An 18,391-nucleotide genomic window follows, 5' to 3' on the forward strand; every position below is an offset into this window, starting at 1 on the left:
GCTCAGCCAGCGTCGCGCGGCAGACGTTGGGCCATCCAGACACGGGTCACATATGGAATATCCATCCAGTCGGAGCCGTCCTCGGCCAGCGGCACGTCGATCGCCGCGTCGATCTCGTCCACGATGGCATGAAAGGCATCACCGGCCTGTCGCTGCAAGGTCGCATGCGACCGCCACGCCTCGACCCAGACCGCCTTGGACACCCGATGCATCACCGGACATTCCAGCCGATTGACCGGTCCGAACAGCCCCGATGCCTCGATGACCTGCGTCTGATCCTGACGTCGGGTGCCGTAGTCATAGCCGGGAATGCGCTCACGAATGATCGCTTCCACCTGTGCCTGCACCGGATCGTCCAGATCACGGTGATTGAACAGGCAGGCCATCCAGCCGCCGTCGACAAGCAGACGGGCGCATTCGATCAGGGTGGCACCCCTGTCGACGACCCCAAAGGACGAGCCATAAGTCGTCAGGCTCAGGCTCGCCTCGGGCAGGCCGGTGTCCTGCATGACGCCCTCTTGCCAACGGATGTTGGGGATCGCCGCGGTTCGGGCCTTGCCGTTCTGGCGCATGTCGGCATTCGGCTCCAATGCCAGCACGCGCAAGCCGCGCTCGGCGAGCTTGATGGTCAAATGCGCAACGCCCGCGCCCAGATCGAGGACCTCTTCGTCCATCGGCGGCTGCGCTATCGCGACCAGCGCATCAATCGCCGCATCCGCGTAATCGGGCCGATTGAGGTAGGATTTCGCCAGATTCGTATAATCCCAATCGAGTTTACCCATAGAAATGCCATCCTGTTTGTCAAAATCTCGAAATGCGAACGCGGCAATGCGCTGTCGTGGCGGAATAAAGTGCCCAACGAGAGGTATTGAGGGTATGTTAGGCGGCAACGACGCCGGTTGGCGAGCATTAAATCCTGTTATTCCAAGTTCCAAAGGCATCGCATGACCAATTCCGGCTTCGGACGTATGGCCCAGGGCAGCGAAGGGGTCAGCCCCTTCGACACGACCCGCCTGCTCGATCTGGCGCAATCCGAATTCGGCGGCGACATTGCGCTGGACGATCTTGGCGCCCAGGGGTTCACACTGCTCTGCGCCGATCTCGACGACCAAGCCGAGAGGCTGAGTTTCATGGGCAAGAAGCTCCTGCAACGGGCTCTCGTCGAGACGTTGCTGAAACGGGCCTGCACCGACCGGGCGCCGGCGGCACAAAGCCCAGCCCCGTCGCGGCCCGCACCGATCTTCATCGTGGCGCCGTTCCGCTCCGGCACGACCTTGCTGCATCGGCTTTGGTCGCAAGACCCAAAGGTGCAGGCCCCCGCAACCTGGCAAGTGTCACTGGCCAATCCGGAACCGTCGCAGACCGACGCGGCGATAGCCGCCGTCGCGACCTATCTGGAGCGGACCGCGCAGATCTCGCCTGCGCTTGCGCGGCTTCATCCCACCGGTGCCACGCTGCCCGAGGAATGCTTTGGATTGCTGGAGCCGTCGTTCTGTGCACCGTCGTTTCTGTTCTGGGCCGACCTGCCGGAATACCGGCGCTGGCTCGGACGGCGATCAAGGCGCGATTGGGAGAAGGCCTACCGGCGCTACGCGGGCGGGCTGGATCGCATCGCCGCCCGCCAGACGCCACAGTGGATCCTGAAATCACCGTTCCACCTCTGGGGCTTGCAGGGCGTTCTTGATGTATTTCCCGAGGCGCGGATCATTCAGATCCACCGCGATCCGGCAAAGGTGATGGCCAGCACCGCCGCACTGTTGCAGGCCAATCGGATGCTCTTTGCGCGTAGCACGCCCCCTGCCGATCCATCCGCGGCCGCCGACCTCATGCAAACCGCGCTCAGTGCGGCAAACACCGCGCGGGCGGGCGCCGATCCGGCCCGCTTCATCGACGTGGACTATGACGGGCTCACGCGGGATCCGGTCGGCACGATCGACCGGCTCTACGGGCAGCTGGGACAGACGCTCGGCGCAGAGGCCCGGCAGCGCATGGACACGTGGCTGAAGGACAACCCGGCCCCGGCATCCGTGCCGCAGAGTGGCACCGCCGCCGAAACGGTGGTGCCTCCGGCGCTGAGGGCGTTCAACGAGGCCGCGTCAGGGCTTTGAGCGACGCGGCGGCGCCGAGCCGCCGGAGCGGGGCTTGCCCGGACCCGAACGGTCCTGTGCGCGGGCCTTGTTCTTCTTGCTCGACGGCTTGCCGGCGGGCGGACGCGGTCCGCGATCCTGTGGCGCGGAACCATCGGCGCGAGGCTTGCGCTTGAAATCCGTCACGACGCCCTCGACCCGCGCAGACTTGGGCTTGGCCTTGAACGGCGATTTGGATTTTGACGGAGCGCCCTTGCCCGGCTTTGGCTTGCGGTTGCGGGGGGCGCGGTCGTCGTCCCACTCGATCGGAGCCGAAGGATTCGATGCATCCTTTGGCCTCGGACGGCGGTCCGACGGCTCTGACGGCTGCGCGTCACGGGGCGGCTCGTGGCGATGGGGTTTGGCCGGAGCAGCGGATTCCGCCGCGTCGTCGCGTTTCGGCGCATAGGGCTTTTTCGCAAACGGCTTGGCCTCGGCACGCGGCTTTGCCGGGCGATCTGGTCGATCCGGGCGCGGGCCCTTGCGCGGACCGGCAGCGCCCGACGGCCCGCCGAGATCGGGCGCTCCGTTCAGGCGGGTCAGCACGGCGCCATCCTCGACCGTCATGTCAGGGCCGACGGCACGAAGGAACCCGGCGACGCTGGCCTCCTTGATCTCGACAAAGGTCTGATCCTGCTGAATGCGGATCGCGCCGATATCGTCCTTGGTGATATCGCCGAATTTGCACAGCATCGGGAGCAGTCGGCGCGGCTCGGCCCCGGCGGCACGCCCCCCCGGAACGGCAAACCAGACGGTCGGGCCAAAGGCGGCGCGGGGCTGCGGCTTGCTGTCGGCATCGGACAGCTCTTCCGGCGCGGTGTGATTGGCGTGGAACAGTTGCAGATAGGCATAGGCCACCTGCTCGGGAGTGAACCGCTCCACCAATTGGGCGACAGCCTCGGCCGACTCCGCCGGGATCGGCTCGGCCCAGACCTCGGCGGCGAGCATCCGCTCCTCGTCGCGGGCACGCACCGCATCGGCACTGGCGGCCTCGGTCCATTCGGCGCGGACCTTGGCACTGTCCAGAATGCGCTGGGCCTTCTTGCGTGCCTTGGGGGGAACGATGAGAACGCTGGTGCCCTTGCGGCCGGCGCGGCCCGTGCGGCCGGAACGGTGCAGCAGGGTCTCGTGGTTGCTCGGCAGCTCGGCGTGAATGACCAGATCGAGGTTCGGCAAATCGATGCCACGCGCCGCCACGTCGGTGGCCACACAGATCCGGGCCCGGCCATCGCGCATCGCCTGCAACGCATGGGTGCGCTCGTTCTGGGACAGCTCACCCGACAGTGCCACCACCGAAAAGCCCCGGTTCGACAGGCGCGTGGTCAGACGGCCGACCATGGCGCGGGTGTTGCAGAACACGATCGCGTTCGGCGCCTCGAAATAGCGCAGCGTGTTGATGATCGCATTGTCGGCATCGCGCTCGTTGACCGTATAGGCCTGATACTCGATATCGGCGTGCTGCGAGGCTTCGGACTTGGTGACGACGCGGACGGCATCGCGCTGGTATTTCTTGGCTAGGTTGGCAATCGACGCCGGCACCGTGGCCGAGAACAGCAGGGTTTGACGGTCGTCCGGGGATTCGCCCAGAATGAACTCGAGGTCCTCGCGAAAACCGAGATCGAGCATCTCGTCGGCCTCGTCCAGAACGATGGCGCGCAAGGCGCTCAGATCGATCGAGCCACGCATGATGTGATCGCGCAAGCGGCCCGGCGTCGCCACGACGATATGCGCACCGCGCGACAGGGCGCGCCGTTCGTCGCGCATATCCATGCCGCCCACGCAGGATGCCATGACGACGTTCGCCTTGGCATACAGCCAATCAAGCTCGCGCTTGACCTGCAAGGCAAGCTCGCGCGTCGGAGCGATGACGAGGGCCAGCGGCGGTCCGGCCATGCTAAAGGTTTCGGCATCGCCCAAAAGTGTCGGCGCGATGGCAAGGCCAAAGCCCACCGTCTTGCCCGAACCGGTCTGGGCCGACACCAACATGTCGGCGCCAATCAGTTCGGGTTTGTTAACGGCGTCCTGCACCGGTGTCAGCGCGGAATAGCCGCGGGCTTCAAGAGCGTCTGCGAGAGCTTTTTTCAAGGTATGGTTCAGTCTTGTTCAAGGGGTGGCCACATGGCCCGCGGTCGGGCCAAGGCGGCCGGGGACCGGGCAATCATTGACGTCCACAAGAACGTCAGTCGGGGCTGGCCTTAATCTGAATGATGACTGTTGTATACCACCTTGTGGCCGGAAACGCCCGACAGGCGCATTGATGCCGCATCGGGATATGGCCTCTGGCCGCTCCAGTGGCGGATTATGGCCCCTCCCCCGCTTTCGCGGAGGACGGGCCATCGGATCGTCGGGTCAGGCCAGATGCAAACGCGAACGACCGCCGGTTTCGCTGCCTTCCAACTCGCGAACCTTCGCCGCGATCCAGTCCGAGCGGTTCTGCCGGGCGGGCACCACTTCGGGCAGCGCGATCTGCGACGGCATCGGCCGCGGGGTGCGAGAGCGGACCTCCGGCAATGCCGGCATCAGGCCCTTTGGCGCAAAGAGCGGGTTGGCGGGGACGGGTTCGGGCTCCAATTGCCGCGCGGCATCCTCAGAGGCGGCAAGGGCGTCAAAGGCGGCGGCAAAGTCCGTTTCGCCTGTGAGGGCAGGCTTGGAGGCCCCAAGCTCCGCCTCAACCGCAGGTGCGCTGGCGAATGCGTCGACCTGATCGTCGCTGGCCCAACTGGCAAACGCCTCGGTATCCTCTGCCGCGTCGGCTTCGGGGCGGGACTCGGCTTCTGCTGCCTCCAGATCCTCGGCCTCCGTCACAGGCGGCGTGGCGGGTTGGCCCAGAAACACCGCCGACCAGTCCGCCATCGGTTGCAGTTGTCTGGCCGTGGCATTGCGATGCATGCGGCGTTCCGCATCCTCCGGGCTGGCCACGGCCGACAGGGCAAGTCGGGTGACGATCGCCGGGTCGCTCTGCGGGCTGATCAGAGCATAGAGCGACGGCAAAAGATCGTAGAGCTCGTCGATTTCCGGGTCTTTGCGATCGGTCAGGAGCATCGTGGTCACCATCGGATTGGCGTATTCTGCGGCCAGCGCAACGGTGTGGCTCAATCGGCCGCCGATCCGCTCTCCGGTGATCAGGATATCGACCGGATCGAGCTTCACATAGGCGCAGGCCCGTGCGATCGTTTCCATCCCGACGACCTGAAATCCCTTGGACATCAGGCCCTTGGTCACCCGTATCTGCACTTCGGGGTCGTCGTTCATCACCATGACTTGCATCGCTCTTGTGCTCCTTCTGCAGCATCCGATCCCGGCGACATTACGACTCGGATTCTTAAGAATTGCTGAAAAGTGGTGGTAGATTGGCGCGATCACGGACGGTTTTGTCGACAGAGCGGGCGGCAGTCTTGGCGACCGGGACGCAAACGCCTATAGCGAACAGGACATCGACAAAGGACCACAACAGATGCGGACAGCCTCCGTCACCCGCAAGACCGCCGAAACCGACATCACCGTCAGCCTGACGCTGGACGGCACCGGCAGCTATGACAATCAGACCGGCGTGGGATTCTTCGATCACATGCTGGATCAATTGGCGCGGCACGCGCTGTTCGACATGACGGTGCGGGCGACGGGCGATCTGCATATCGACGATCACCACACCGTCGAAGACGTGGGAATCGCGCTCGGTCAGGCACTGACGCAGGCGCTGGGCGACAAGCGCGGGATCAATCGCTATGGCGATTGCGTGCTGGCGATGGACGACGCGCAGGTGGCTTGTGCGCTGGATTTGTCGGGCCGGCCCTACCTGATCTGCAATCTGGACATGCCGACCGCCAAGATCGGCAGCTTTGATACCGAACTGGTGCGCGAATTCCTGCAAGGGTTTGCAACCCACGGCGGGATCACGCTGCACATCGACAAACGGCACGGGTTCAACAGCCACCACATCGCCGAAGCGGCCTTCAAGGCTTTGGCGCGGTCGCTGCGGCAGGCCGTCGAAACCGATCCGCGCAAAGCCGACGCGATCCCATCGACCAAGGGCGCGCTATGAGCCTGACGGCCCTGATTGACTACGACAGCGGCAACCTGCACTCGGCACAGAAGGCGTTCGAGAAGATGGCAGCCGAGGTCGGTGCGGGCGACGTGGTCGTCACCTCCGACCCGGAGGTTGTGCGCAAGGCCGACCGGATCGTGCTGCCCGGAGACGGCGCCTTTCCGTCCTGCAAGGCGGCGCTCTATGCCGTGCCCGGGCTGGCCGAGGCGCTGATCGAGGCGGTGACGGTCAAGGCCCGGCCGTTCTTCGGGATCTGCGTCGGGATGCAGATGCTGGCAAGCCGTGGGCACGAATACGAGCTGACCGACGGGCTCGGTTGGATCGGCGGCGAGATCACCAAGATCACGCCCCCGGACCCGGCGCTCAAGGTGCCGCATATGGGCTGGAATGATCTGGTGATCGAGCAGGAGCACCCGGTGCTCGACGGGATCAAGACAGGCGATCACGCCTATTTCGTCCATTCATGGGCGATGCAGGTCACCGACCCGGCCGAACGGCTCGCGCATGTGGACTACGGCGGCGACATCACCGCCATCGTCGGGCGCGACACGATCATCGGAACGCAGTTTCACCCCGAGAAAAGCCAGGCGACCGGGCTGCGGCTGATCGGCAACTTCCTGCGCTGGACGCCCTAGCCCGGCGATGTTCGCGGGCGGTCGGGGTGGCAAGAGGCGGAGCAAAGCCCGCCTCCAGCCATCGGTCAGTTGACGCGCTGCCAGGTGCCGCCATTGCGGCAAATGCCCAGGACACAGCCCTCGACGGCCAGCGTGTTGCCGCTCAGCTGCAGGCGAGAGTTGTAGGTGCGGCCATTGTCGGGGGAAAACACCTTCCCACGGTAGGTGCCATCACCCTGAGCAACCGTCTCCGAGATGATCAGGCGACCGACATTGGGCGAGGCCATCTCGGTGCCGCTGGCGTCAAAGGCGCGGACAAGCGTGCCGCACAGGGCAGCGCCACACGGGGCCACCTGGATCAGACCGGAATTGCCATTCTCGTCAGCGATGGTGCGCCATGTGCCTTCGAGGGGATCGGCAAACGCCGCGCCCGCAAGTCCGATGGCCGCAACAACGGCCAAAGCGATAGTATTCATTGGTTCGTCCTCCCTAGATGCGACGCACTCTGCAAGGGACGCCACAATCCGCGCAAGACTGACGTGAGGTCGCGTTGCATCCGACGTCCGGTCAGACCATAAGGGCGGCGCAATATTTCGGAGCTGTCCCATGATCCTCTACCCCGCCATCGATCTCAAAGACGGTCAGGCCGTCCGGCTTGTCCACGGTGAAATGGATCAGGCCACCGTGTTCAACGACGACCCGACCGCGCAGGCGCAGAGCTTTGTCGATGCGGGCTGCGATTGGCTGCACCTCGTCGATCTGAACGGGGCCTTCGCCGGCACGCCGGTCAATGGCAGCGCGGTCGAGGCGATCCTCGCGGCCTGCAAGGTGCCGGCCCAGCTTGGCGGCGGGATCCGGGATATGGCCACGATCGAGGCATGGCTCGACAAGGGGCTGGCGCGGGTCATCCTTGGCACCGTCGCGGTGGAAAACCCCGATCTGGTGCGCGAGGCGGCGATGGCCTTCCCCGGTCACGTGGCGGTCGGGATCGACGCACGCAACGGCAAGGTGGCCACCAAGGGCTGGGCCGAAGAAACCGACGTCGAGGTGACCGATCTGGCCAAGAGCTTCGAGGACGCAGGCGTCGCCGCGATCATCTACACCGACATCCTGCGCGACGGCGCGATGGGCGGGCCGAACGTGACAGCCACCGCGGCGCTGGCCAAAGCGGTCTCGATCCCGGTCATCGCCTCGGGGGGCGTGTCGTCGCTCGCGGATCTCAAATCGCTGCGCGACACAGGTGTGATCGCCGGGGCGATCTCCGGGCGGGCGCTCTACGACGGGGCGATTGATCTGGGCGAGGCTCTGGCGATGCTCAAATCGCCCGGCGTCTGACCTGAAACCTCCGCAAAGCGGCCGCACCACTCGGCGTGCAGCGCATCGGAACGGGGCGATTCCGTCGAGCAAGCGGTTGCGGTGGGCATTTGACTGGCGCGGCAGGGACAGCTTCGGGCATGATCCCGCCAGGACAAGGCAATCAGGCGGGCAAGACAATGCTCCACATCCAGACGCTGCTCACCCTGTTCGGGCCGCTGGCGATCATCTGCGGGCTGCTCTACTGGGCGGGCAGCAAAGCGCGGAACGGCAAGGCCGCAAGGGCGCTGCGGCTCAGCGGCGGGCTGTGGTTCGTCGGCTTGGGTCTGATCTACCTTCTGGTGATGGTCGCGATCTGGTCCTGCGACGGCAACATCATCTTCGGCTATGTCGATTGCACGGGGCTTGGGCCCTATGTCTCGGATGCCGCATTGCCGCTCTTTGTGTTCGGCACATTGGGCGGGATCGGCTACGGCATCCTGCTCGTGCTGGTCTGCGGCATTCTCGAATGGCGGACACGGCGAGGCTGATTGCACAGGTCCCCTGCCCCGGCTATAGGCTCTGACATGCTCAAGACCCGTATCATACCCTGCCTAGACGTCGCCGAAGGGCGGGTGGTCAAAGGCGTGAATTTCACCCAGCTCGTCGATGCCGGCGACCCGGTCGAGGCGGCGCGCGCCTACGACCTCGCGGGCGCGGACGAGTTGTGCTTCCTCGACATCATGGCGAGCCATGAAAACCGCGACACCATGTATGATCTGGTGACGCGGACCGCCGAGACGATCTTTATCCCGCTGACGGTCGGCGGAGGGGTGCGGACGCATCACGACGTGCGGGCGCTGCTTCTGGCCGGGGCCGACAAGGTCAGCTTCAACTCGGCCGCCGTGGCCGATCCCAACGTCATCACCGAAGCGGCGCTGCGGTTCGGCTCGCAATGCATCGTCTGCGCGATCGACGCCAAGACGGTGGCTCCGGGCCGGTGGGAGATCTTCACCCACGGCGGGCGGCGCGAAACCGGCATCGACGCGGTCGAATTCGCGCGATTGGCCGCAAAGAACGGCGCGGGAGAGATCCTGCTCACCTCGATGGACCGGGACGGGACCAAATCTGGGTTCAACCTGCTTCTGACACGGGCGATCTCCGAAGCGGTCGACGTGCCCGTCATCGCCTCCGGCGGTGTCGGCACGCTGGACCACCTCGTCGAGGGCGTGAAATTCGGCGGCGCGTCTGCAGTGCTGGCGGCATCGATCTTTCACTTCGGCACGTTCACTGTGGCCGAAGCCAAGGCGCACATGGCCGCCCACGACATCCCCGTGAGGATCACATGAGCCTGCAATCGCTTGCCGCCACCATCGACGCCCGTAAATCCGCCGATCCCGACAGCAGCTGGACCGCCAAACTGCTCGCCAAGGGGCCCGAGAAATGCGCCGAGAAATTCGGGGAAGAGGCCATTGAGGCGATCATCGAAGCGGTCAAAGGCGACACAGACGCGCTGACCTCCGAGGCGGCGGACGTGCTCTATCACCTGCTGGTCATGTGTGCAGCCCGCGGCGTCAGCCTTGCGGATATCGAGGCCGAGCTGTCCCGGCGCGAGGCCCAGTCGGGGCTGGCCGAAAAGGCGTCCCGCAGCTAGCCGCCTGCTCCAGACGAAAAAACGCCCGAGCATAAGCCCGGGCGTAAAGGTGTGGAACGAGGGACAGTAATGCAGCGCGAACCTGTTCCATCGGTTCGCGTGTACAAACTATCTAAGAACGGAAATGGTTCCACAGAAGGGGCAATCATCACTTTGTGATCGATGCCTGACCTTACGTCACCCCGCGACCGGGGCGGGTCTAAAGGGCCGTGTTTGCGGCCGGATCAGGCACCAAGGGCGTCGGGCCAATGAGAATCGGCCAAAGCCACGTAGCCGTCGATATCGGCCTGCCAACGCTCGCGCACCGCGAGGCTGTAATTCATGTAGAGCTTGCCGTTGTGGATCGTCCACGCCTCCGGCACGGTCGGCGCGACATAGCCCTGAGACATCGCAAAGGCGCAGTAGCCGCCGTATTGCGGGGCAAAGCGTTCCGGGTCCATCTCGAACATCGTGCGATGCCGGGCGCTGGCGAACTCCCAGACCGCTCCGCGCCACATCAATCCGAACTCGGGGCGACCGGACACCGGTGCACCCTCGGTGAAATAGGCGACCGGATCGGCACCACGCAAAGCGGTGCCCATGTCGGAGAAGACCTCCGGTTCCGCCATCGCGGGACGGCCGATCAGACCCATGACGGGCAAACTGGCGGCAAGGCCAAGAACGTGTCGGCGGCTGAGCATGGCGGTTCTCCAAGGGCAAAGGTGCGCGATGAGCCAAAGATGACCGCTCAAATGCAATTCTCAAAGCCCCCTCGCCAAGCTGTGACAAGCAGCGAGAATTGTTTCAGTCGATGATATCTTCGATCACGTCCCAGATCTCGCCCAGCGCACGGCGGGCGAAGCTCTTGGATTTCTTCGGTTTCTTGCGCTTCCTGTGATCGGCGCGGGACATGGCTTTGCTATGGGAATCGGCGGCAAAGGCGGTATGGCGTTTGGCAGGCTCACGCGCGGGTTCGGACTGTTTCGGTAACATTTTCATGTCGTGCAACGGCGCACCGCAGGATGCGCAGGACAGTTCGTGGCGGTCGTTGCCGCGCAACACGAGCGCCGCCTTGGTGCCGCAGAAATGGCAGGTCGCTATCTTCACGCCCGGCATCCGGATCTCCTCATTGGTGCAGGATCAGCCTTTGGGCTTCGATGCATATAAGGCGACCGCCGCCGCGTTCGAGACGTTGAGCGAGCCAAACCCGCCGGCTGCGTCAATCTTGACCAAGGCGGTGCAGGTTTCGCGGGTGCGCTCGCGCAATCCGGGGCCCTCGGCGCCCATGACAAGCGCGACAGGCCGGTCCGACCTGCCCTCCAGCGCCTGCTCCACGGTCTGCTCGGCCTCTCCGTCAAGGCCCAGCACGATGTAGCCCATGTCCTTGAGCTGCTCCATCGCATCGGCCAGATTGCGCAGGCGCAGGTAGGGCTGACGCTCCAGTGCGCCGCTGGCGGTCTTGGCCAAGGCACCGGTCTCTGGGGCCGAATGACGCTGCACACCGACGACGGCGCGGGCGCCAAACACTTCGGCAGAGCGCAGGATGGCCCCGACGTTATGTGGATCACTGACCCGGTCGAGCATCACGATGCGGGCAGGCTCCGGCCCCTCGCCCAGCGCAATATCGGCCAAAGATCCCCAATCCAGCGGTTTGACCTCCAGCGCGGCCCCCTGATGCACCGATTGCGGATCAATCGGTGCGGCGAATTTGCGCGGGTCCGAGATTTCGGGCTCCATGCCGCTGGCCTCAATGGCATCGGCCAGTTTGGCCTGCGCATTCTGCGTGACCACGAGGCGCAGCCGGGTGCGGGCCGGATTCATCAGCGCATCGCGCACCGCATGAAGACCAAACAGCCAGACCGTCTCTGCGGCGGCGGCCCGTTTGCCCTGTTCCTTTTCGATGACCCACTTGGGCTTTTTCATAACTGCGCTCCGGTTTTGCCACCCCTCAATGGGGCCAAGCAGGCGCAAGTGCAAGGGATGCTCGCCAAGCGGGGAAAATCCCGATTTTCCTGTTGACGGCTCAAAGGTGCCCGCGTATTCAGCCCCTCGTTCCAAGGCTTCGGCTCGCGGAACATGGGCGACGGGCTGCAAGGTGCGGCAGCGGACTGTAACTCCGCCGAGGAGACTCACGCCTGGTTCGATTCCAGGGTCGCCCACCATTCTCCTCACATTGTCAGAACGCCGGTCAGGTCACTTGCCATAGCAGGCACAGGCCGGACAGATTGCGGGCAGGACCCGAGCGATCTCCGCACGCCGTGAGGCCGCAGGGGAGCGATACGGCGGGCCGATCCGGAACTGATATAAACATCGCCGGCCGCAACGCGCATCGCCCAAAAAACGGGCAAATGGCCTGCCGCGCAGGCAAACGATCCGACGACGCATTGCAGACCGCTTCGTTCACGGCACAACGGCGGCATGATTAACACGCTGTCCATCGTCGTGGTCGAGCAGGATCGGAACCGCGCGACCGAACTGGTCGATGCTCTCAAGGGCATCGGAATGGTGGATATCACCGTCATCTCCGACCCCTCGGGCCTGTCGCTCAAGATCAAGGAGCACAACCCGGACGTCGTGCTGATCGACGTAAGCGACCCCTCGCGCGATACGCTCGAAGAACTCACGATTGCCTCCGACCCGATGAGCAGGCCCGTCGCGATGTTCGTGGACAAGGACAGCGCCGGCCTCGCCAAGGCGGCGATCGAGGCTGGGGTCTCGGCCTATGTCGTCGACGGTCTCAGCGCCAAGCGAGTGCAGCCGGTTCTGGACGCGGCGATCGCACGGTTCAACATGTTCGGCCGATTGCGCAAGGAACTGGAGCAATCCAAGCGGGCTCTGGAAGAGCGCAAAGTGATCGACCGGGCAAAGGGATTGCTGATGAAGGCACGCGGGATCGACGAAGAGACGGCCTACGGGCTGTTGCGCCGCAAGGCCATGGACGAGGGGCGCAAGGTGGTCGATGTCGCACAGGCTTTGGTCACGGCCGCGGATCTGCTGTCATGACGGCCGTGGCCATCGGATATGTTCCGCTGCTCGACGCTGCACCGCTGATCGTTGCGCAGGAAATGGGGTTCGCGGCCGAAGAAGGGCTGGAGCTTTCGCTTCGGCCGGCGCCGTCATGGTCGTCGGTGCGCGACATGCTGAGCTTTGGCGCGGTGGACGCGGCGCATATGTTGTCGCCTGTGCCGATCGCCTCCGCCCTCGGCCTCGGGGGCGGCACGGTGCCGCTTTCCGTGGTGTCGGTGCTCTCGATCAACGGCACGGTCATCGGTGTGTCCCCTGCCCTTGCCGCCAGACTGCGGGCTGCGGGGCACGATTTCGGCTTTTCCGATGCGACCGCGGCGGGCAAGGCGCTGATCGCGGCGGCGGAGGGCACCTTGCGGATCGGCGTGCCCTTCCCGTTCTCGATGCATTCGGAGTTGCTGATCTACTGGCTGTCGGCGCTCGGGCTGCCGGCTCCGCAAAGCGTCGACATCCGCACGGTGCCGCCCTCCTCCATGGCGGAGGCGCTCAAGAGCGGCGAGATCGACGCGTTTTGCGTGGGCGAGCCCTGGGGAACGCTGGCCGTCGAACAAGGCGTCGCGACGCTGCTCATTCCGGGGCGGGCGATCTGGTCCTTCTCGCCAGAGAAGGTTCTGGCGATGCGTACGGCATGGGTCGAGGAAAACCCCGTTGTCAGCGGCAAACTGATCCGGGCGGTCGTCAAGGCCGGTCGGTGGCTGGCACAGCCGTCGTCGCATACGGTCACCGCCGAGGTTCTGGCGCGGCCAGAGTTCCTCAACCTGTCGGGCGAATTGCTGGATCGTGGGCTCACCGGGACATTGGTGATCTCCGCCCAGGGCGAACAGCGGCGCGTCGACTCCTTCCTCGAATTCCACGACGGCGCCGCCACCTTCCCCTGGCGGTCGCAGGGAGAGTGGATCGGGCTGCAACTGGCCCGGCGGATGGGGCTCGACCGGTCTCAGGCGGTTTGCGCCGCTCGGCAGGTCTTCCGGCCCGACATCTATCGCGCGGCGCTGGCCGAATCGGGGATGGACCTGCCGGGTGCGTCCAGTCGAGTCGAGGGGTCATTGGCGGTTCCGACGGCGGTGGCCTCGGCCTTTGGACGACTCACCTTGCGGCCGAACCAGTTCTTCGATCGCCGCATTTTTGATCCGGACGAAATCGAATGACTGTTTTATGTGCGCTTCGGGGCGGATTTTGCTGCATTGCAGAAAACTCCCGGCGGCCGGGCCGTGCAACTCTTGAGGTCGAACTCGGAGTGAGTGTAACGATAGGTTAAGACAGACAACGACGTTTGTTGTGGAATACCCCCAAAGATTGGGAACCGTGAGCAAAGCCGCTCGACCTTGTGCACCCGCACAGGATCGATGCGGCTTTTTTGTTTTTCCGGGCCCTCTCCGGGCTCCCTTCAAGGATCACCAAATGAACAAACTTCTTGTGACGCTCGCAGCGACAACCGCCCTCAGCGCCCCCGCATGGGCGCAGGATCTGGAAGTCGACGAACTGACCTTCGGTTTCATCAAGCTCACCGACATGGCCCCCTTGGCGGTCGCCTACGAGCAGGGCTACTTCTTCGACGAAGGCCTGTTCGTGACGCTCGAAGCGCAGGCGAACTGGAAGGTGCTGCTCGACGGCGTCATCGACGGAACCCTCGACGGGGCGCATATGCTGGCCGGTCAGCCGATTGCGGCGACCATCGGCTACGGCACGCAAGCGAACATCGTGACGCCCTTCTCGATGGATCTGAACGGCAACGGCATCACCGTGTCGAACGAAGTCTGGGACATGATGCGGCCGCACATCTCCAGCCGCGAGGACGGGCTGCCCGAGCATCCGATCAGCGCCGCCGCCCTCAAGCCGGTGATCGAAGACTTCGCCTCTCGCGGCGAGCCGTTCAACATGGGAATGGTCTTCCCGGTCTCCACGCACAACTACGAATTGCGCTACTGGCTCGCGTCCGGCGGCATTCACCCCGGTTTCTACAGCCCTGAAAACACCTCCGGTCAGATCGGTGCCGAGGCGTTCCTCTCGGTGACCCCACCGCCGCAAATGCCCGCGACGCTGGAGGCCGGCACGATCCACGGCTACTGCGTGGGTGAGCCGTGGAACCAGCAAGCCGTGGCCATGGGCATCGGTGTGCCGGTGATCACGGACTACGAAATCTGGCGCAACAACCCCGAAAAGGTCTTCGGCATGACCGAAGAGTTCGTCGAAGCCAATCCCAACACCACTCAGGCCGTGGTGCGGGCCATGATCCGGGCCGCCATGTGGCTGGACGAGAACGAAAACGCCAACCGGCTCGAAGCGGTCGAGATCCTGAGCCGTCCGGAATATGTCGGTGCGGATGCGGACGTGATCGCCGCATCGATGACCGGCACCTTCGAATATGAAAAGGGCGATGTCCGGGAAGTGCCCGATTTCAACGTCTTCTTCCGGTATAACGCCACCTATCCCTACTACTCCGACGCGGTCTGGTATCTGACGCAGATGCGGCGTTGGGGTCAGATCGCAGAGCCCCAGACCGACGCGTGGTTCGATGAGGTGGCAAGAAGCGTCTACCGGCCGGATATCTATCTCGCCGCCGCGCGGAGCCTGGTGGACCAGGGGCTGGCGGATGAGGCCGATTTCCCGTGGGACAGCGACGGCTACCGGCCCGCGACACCCGAAAGCGATATCATCGACGGCGTCGTCTACGACGGTCGGACCCCCAACGCCTACATCGACAGCCTGACCATCGGCCTCAAGAGCGGCCAGACGGTCGTCGGCGATCAGGTCGTCAACTGAGACCGCGAGGCCGCGCGGCCCTGCGCGCGGCCTCCACTGCCCCATTTTACGCCCAGACGGGAGCGCGACAGCCATGACCACCATCGATCCGGAATTTGAAAACTCGCAGGCAAGGGAGGCGCGCAAGGCGCGGATCTTCTCCCGCATCAACACCGCCGACAAATGGTTCAGCGTGATCGGGCTGGCATGGGTCACACCGATCCTGCGGGCCGCGGCGGGTGACAATCCCAAAGCCCAGCTCAAGGAGATCTGGCGGCTGTTCTGCGTGCCGCTTCTGGCGATCCTCGCCTTCCTGATGCTCTGGGCCACGCTGGCGCCAAAGGTGCAAACCTCGCTGGGAGCCATCCCCGGCCCCGGCGCGGTCTGGACCGAAGCGGTCAATCTGCACGAAGATGCGGTACGCAAGGCCGAACGTGAGGCGGTCTTCTACGAACGGGTCGCCGAACGCAACGAACGCCTGATCGCCGAGGGCCGGGGCGACGAGGTCAAGGACATCGGCTATACCGGCGCACCGTCGTATTACGACCAAATCTGGACATCGATCTTCACGGTGTTCTTCGGCTTCCTGATCGCCTCTCTGGTGGCCATCCCGCTTGGGATCCTCGCCGGTCTCTCGCCCATCGCCAATGCCGCGCTGAACCCGCTGATCCAGATCTTCAAACCGGTCTCGCCGCTGGCCTGGCTGCCGATCGTGACGATGGTCGTGTCGGCGGTCTACGTGACCAACGACGGGCTCTTCGCCAAATCCTTTCTGGTCTCGGCCATCACCGTCACGCTCTGTTCGCTGTGGCCCACGCTGATCAACACCGCCCTCGGTGTGGCCAGCATCGACAAGGACCTCGTCAGCGTCAGCCGGGTGCTCAAGATGAACACCTATACCAAGATCACCAAGCTGGTGCTGCCCTCTGCCCTGCCGCTGATCTTCACCGGATTGCGGCTGTCGCTCGGCGTGGGCTGGATGGTGCTGATCGCCGCCGAGATGCTGGCGCAGAACCCGGGTCTGGGCAAATTCGTCTGGGACGAATTCCAAAACGGCTCGTCGCAGTCGCTGGCCAAGATCATCGTCGCGGTGCTGACCATCGGGATCATCGGCTTCATGCTCGACCGGGTCATGTATGCGCTGCAATCGCTCTTCACATTCTCGAACAATCGGTGAGCGGGATGAGCATTCTGACATTCGAAAACGTCTGCAAAGGCTATGGTCAGGGGACCGATAGGATCGAGATCCTGCGCGATATCTCGATGCAGGTCGCCCAAGGTGAGTTCGTGGCGATCCTCGGCTTCTCGGGCACCGGCAAGACGACGCTGATCAATATGATCGCGGGGCTGGACACGCCCGACTCCGGGTCCGTGAGCTTCAAGGGTGAAACGGTCGACGGCCCCGGCCCCGAACGGGGGCTGGTGTTTCAGAGCTACTCGCTGATGCCGTGGCTGTCGGTCAAGGGCAACGTCCTTCTGGCCGTCGACGCCGCCTTCCCCAAGATGTCCAAGGCCGAGAAATCGGCGAAAGCGGATCACTACATCCAGATGGTCGGACTGTCGCACGCCTCGGCGCGTCGGCCGTCGGAGCTGTCCGGCGGCATGCGGCAGAGGGTGTCTGTCGCACGGGCTCTCGCGCTCGATCCCGAGGTTCTGCTGCTCGACGAACCCCTGTCGGCGCTGGATGCGTTGACGCGGGCCAATCTGGCCGACGAAATCCTCGGGATCTGGGAACAGGACAAGAAGACCTGCCTTCTGATCACCAACGACGTGGACGAGGCCATCCTGATGGCCGACCGGGTGATCGTGCTGAACCCGGACGGAACTCTGGCGGACCCCTTCGTCATCGACATCCCGCGGCCACGCGACCGGATGGAGATGAACACCGACGACGGTTTCAAGGCGCTGCGGGCCACGATCACCAAATATCTGATGGATGTGGGGATCGAAGCCCGGGTCGAAGGCACCCGGCACCTGCCCAACGTCACGCCGATCCACTCGCTGCCCGCCGCGGTCAAGGAAGCGCAGGCCAGCGGCATCGAAGACCGCTTTCTGACCTTCTCACAACTGCACAAGATCTACCCGACGCCAAAGGGGCCGTTGACCGTGGTCGAGAATTTCGACCTCAAGGTCAACAAGGGCGAATTCATCTCGCTCATCGGACACTCTGGCTGTGGCAAATCCACGGTGCTGACGATGGCGGCCGGGCTGAACCCGATCTCGAAAGGGGCGATCCGGCTCGACGGCTGGAACGTCGAGGGGGCAGACCCCGAGCGGGCCGTGGTGTTCCAGTCGCCGAACCTGTTTCCGTGGCTCAGCGCCAAGGAGAACGTCGCCATCGGTGTCGACAAGGTCTATCCGCGCGCCAGCCGGGCCGAACGGCAGGACGTGGTCGAATACTATCTCGAACGGGTCGGTCTGGCCGACAGCATGGACAAGCAGGCAGACAGCCTGTCCAACGGCATGAAACAGCGCGTCGGGATCGCGCGCGCCTTTGCGCTGTCGCCCAAGCTGCTGTTGCTGGACGAACCGTTCGGCATGCTGGACAGCCTGACCCGCTGGGAGCTGCAAGAGGTTCTCATGGAGGTCTGGTCGCGGACAAAGGTCACCGCGATCTGCGTGACCCACGACGTCGACGAAGCGATCCTCCTGGCAGACCGGGTCGTCATGATGACGAACGGGCCGCAGGCCACGATCGGTCGGATCGTCGATGTGGATCTGCCGCGGCCGCGCACGCGCAAGGCGCTGTTGGAGCACCCCGATTACTACCGCTACCGGCAGCAGGTTCTCGATTTCCTCGAGGAATACGAACACGGCGCCAAGCCAAAGGCGAAACCGGTCGCGACAGCGGTCGCCGCCGAATGAAGCCGCGCGTCATTCCCGCGCTTTCCACAGGCGGACGGACAAGGAAACA

19 protein-coding genes and 1 tRNA gene are annotated in these 18,391 nt (G+C 64.4%); 13 read left to right on the top strand and 7 right to left on the bottom strand.

The features are described 5' to 3' along the window. Nucleotides 1-2 precede the first annotated feature (2 nt). Nucleotides 3-782 (bottom strand): class I SAM-dependent methyltransferase, encoded by a 780-nt coding sequence (locus LOM8899_RS16440; RefSeq protein WP_093993333.1) that lies wholly within the window; start codon nt 780-782, stop codon nt 3-5. 162 nt (nt 783-944) lie between these two features. On the opposite strand from LOM8899_RS16440, the gene LOM8899_RS16445 reads away from it, so the two are divergent. Further along, nucleotides 945-2,108 carry a sulfotransferase family protein gene (locus tag LOM8899_RS16445; RefSeq protein ID WP_093993334.1) on the top strand — a complete coding sequence of 388 codons (1,164 nt, stop codon included), beginning with the start codon at nt 945-947 and terminating at the stop codon, nt 2,106-2,108. On the opposite strand, the gene LOM8899_RS16450 is transcribed toward LOM8899_RS16445, so the two are convergent. Further along, nucleotides 2,097-4,211: a DEAD/DEAH box helicase gene (locus tag LOM8899_RS16450; RefSeq protein ID WP_093993335.1), complete on the bottom strand. Its 2,115-nt coding sequence runs from the start codon at nt 4,209-4,211 to the stop codon at nt 2,097-2,099. The two genes, LOM8899_RS16445 and LOM8899_RS16450, sit on opposite strands and share 12 nt — an antisense overlap. Nucleotides 4,212-4,475: 264 nt before the next feature. Next, entirely contained in the window at nt 4,476-5,393 is a 918-nt protein-coding gene (locus LOM8899_RS16455; RefSeq protein WP_093993336.1) for a response regulator, read from the bottom strand. Nucleotides 5,394-5,580: 187 nt separating this feature from the next. On the opposite strand from LOM8899_RS16455, the gene hisB reads away from it, so the two are divergent. Next, nucleotides 5,581-6,168: an imidazoleglycerol-phosphate dehydratase HisB gene (hisB, locus tag LOM8899_RS16460; RefSeq protein ID WP_093993337.1), complete on the top strand. Its 588-nt coding sequence runs from the start codon at nt 5,581-5,583 to the stop codon at nt 6,166-6,168. Further along, a complete protein-coding gene (gene hisH, locus LOM8899_RS16465; protein WP_093993338.1) occupies nt 6,165-6,806 on the top strand; it encodes an imidazole glycerol phosphate synthase subunit HisH in 642 nt (213 codons plus the stop codon). Before hisB ends, hisH begins: the two co-directional genes overlap by 4 nt. A 65-nt stretch (nt 6,807-6,871) precedes the next feature. Here hisH and LOM8899_RS16470 read toward each other — a convergent pair whose 3' ends face one another. Next, nucleotides 6,872-7,261, bottom strand: a complete 390-nt coding sequence (locus LOM8899_RS16470) for a DUF2147 domain-containing protein (protein WP_093993339.1) — start codon at nt 7,259-7,261, stop codon at nt 6,872-6,874. Between the two features lie 130 nt (nt 7,262-7,391). On the opposite strand from LOM8899_RS16470, the gene hisA reads away from it, so the two are divergent. From hisA to LOM8899_RS16490, 4 genes are all read left to right on the top strand, one after another. After that, nucleotides 7,392-8,120 (top strand): 1-(5-phosphoribosyl)-5-[(5-phosphoribosylamino)methylideneamino]imidazole-4-carboxamide isomerase, encoded by a 729-nt coding sequence (gene hisA, locus LOM8899_RS16475; protein ID WP_093993340.1) that lies wholly within the window; start codon nt 7,392-7,394, stop codon nt 8,118-8,120. A 119-nt stretch (nt 8,121-8,239) separates the two neighbouring features. Then, a complete protein-coding gene (locus LOM8899_RS16480) occupies nt 8,240-8,629 on the top strand; it encodes a hypothetical protein (RefSeq protein ID WP_093993341.1) in 390 nt (129 codons plus the stop codon). Nucleotides 8,630-8,665: 36 nt separating this feature from the next. Beyond that, complete coding sequence (hisF, locus tag LOM8899_RS16485; protein WP_093993342.1) at nt 8,666-9,427, top strand: imidazole glycerol phosphate synthase subunit HisF; 762 nt, start codon at nt 8,666-8,668, stop codon at nt 9,425-9,427. After that, complete coding sequence (locus LOM8899_RS16490) at nt 9,424-9,732, top strand: phosphoribosyl-ATP diphosphatase (protein ID WP_093993343.1); 309 nt, start codon at nt 9,424-9,426, stop codon at nt 9,730-9,732. The genes hisF and LOM8899_RS16490 overlap by 4 nt, the downstream gene beginning before the upstream one ends. A 224-nt stretch (nt 9,733-9,956) precedes the next feature. On the opposite strand, the gene LOM8899_RS16495 is transcribed toward LOM8899_RS16490, so the two are convergent. From LOM8899_RS16495 to rlmB, 3 genes are all read right to left on the bottom strand, one after another. After that, nucleotides 9,957-10,412 carry a YHS domain-containing (seleno)protein gene (locus tag LOM8899_RS16495; protein WP_093993344.1) on the bottom strand — a complete coding sequence of 152 codons (456 nt, stop codon included), beginning with the start codon at nt 10,410-10,412 and terminating at the stop codon, nt 9,957-9,959. 103 nt (nt 10,413-10,515) lie between these two features. Further along, nucleotides 10,516-10,827 (bottom strand): hypothetical protein, encoded by a 312-nt coding sequence (locus LOM8899_RS16500; protein WP_093993345.1) that lies wholly within the window; start codon nt 10,825-10,827, stop codon nt 10,516-10,518. Nucleotides 10,828-10,851: 24 nt separating this feature from the next. Beyond that, the gene (gene rlmB / locus LOM8899_RS16505; RefSeq protein ID WP_093993346.1) at nt 10,852-11,634 is read right to left on the bottom strand and encodes a 23S rRNA (guanosine(2251)-2'-O)-methyltransferase RlmB; all 783 of its coding nucleotides are present in this window, start codon (nt 11,632-11,634) and stop codon (nt 10,852-10,854) included. Nucleotides 11,635-11,789: 155 nt separating this feature from the next. Here rlmB and LOM8899_RS23460 point away from each other — a divergent pair. From LOM8899_RS23460 to LOM8899_RS16530, 6 genes are all read left to right on the top strand, one after another. Then, nucleotides 11,790-11,873, top strand: a tRNA-Tyr gene (locus tag LOM8899_RS23460). Nucleotides 11,874-12,129: 256 nt separating this feature from the next. Then, nucleotides 12,130-12,714, top strand: coding sequence for an ANTAR domain-containing response regulator (locus tag LOM8899_RS16510; protein ID WP_093993347.1), 585 nt, complete (start codon nt 12,130-12,132; stop codon nt 12,712-12,714). Then, a complete protein-coding gene (locus LOM8899_RS16515) occupies nt 12,711-13,883 on the top strand; it encodes an ABC transporter substrate-binding protein (RefSeq protein ID WP_093993348.1) in 1,173 nt (390 codons plus the stop codon). Before LOM8899_RS16510 ends, LOM8899_RS16515 begins: the two co-directional genes overlap by 4 nt. Nucleotides 13,884-14,136: 253 nt before the next feature. Then, nucleotides 14,137-15,498, top strand: a complete 1,362-nt coding sequence (locus tag LOM8899_RS16520; protein ID WP_093993349.1) for a CmpA/NrtA family ABC transporter substrate-binding protein — start codon at nt 14,137-14,139, stop codon at nt 15,496-15,498. A 73-nt stretch (nt 15,499-15,571) separates the two neighbouring features. Continuing rightward, nucleotides 15,572-16,654 carry an ABC transporter permease gene (locus tag LOM8899_RS16525; protein ID WP_093993350.1) on the top strand — a complete coding sequence of 361 codons (1,083 nt, stop codon included), beginning with the start codon at nt 15,572-15,574 and terminating at the stop codon, nt 16,652-16,654. Between the two features lie 5 nt (nt 16,655-16,659). Beyond that, a complete protein-coding gene (locus LOM8899_RS16530; protein ID WP_211096216.1) occupies nt 16,660-18,342 on the top strand; it encodes an ABC transporter ATP-binding protein in 1,683 nt (560 codons plus the stop codon). The last annotated feature ends 49 nt before the right edge of the window (nt 18,343-18,391 follow it).

This window comes from Flavimaricola marinus (assembly GCF_900184895.1).
Classification (GTDB): Bacteria; Pseudomonadota; Alphaproteobacteria; order Rhodobacterales; family Rhodobacteraceae; genus Flavimaricola; species Flavimaricola marinus.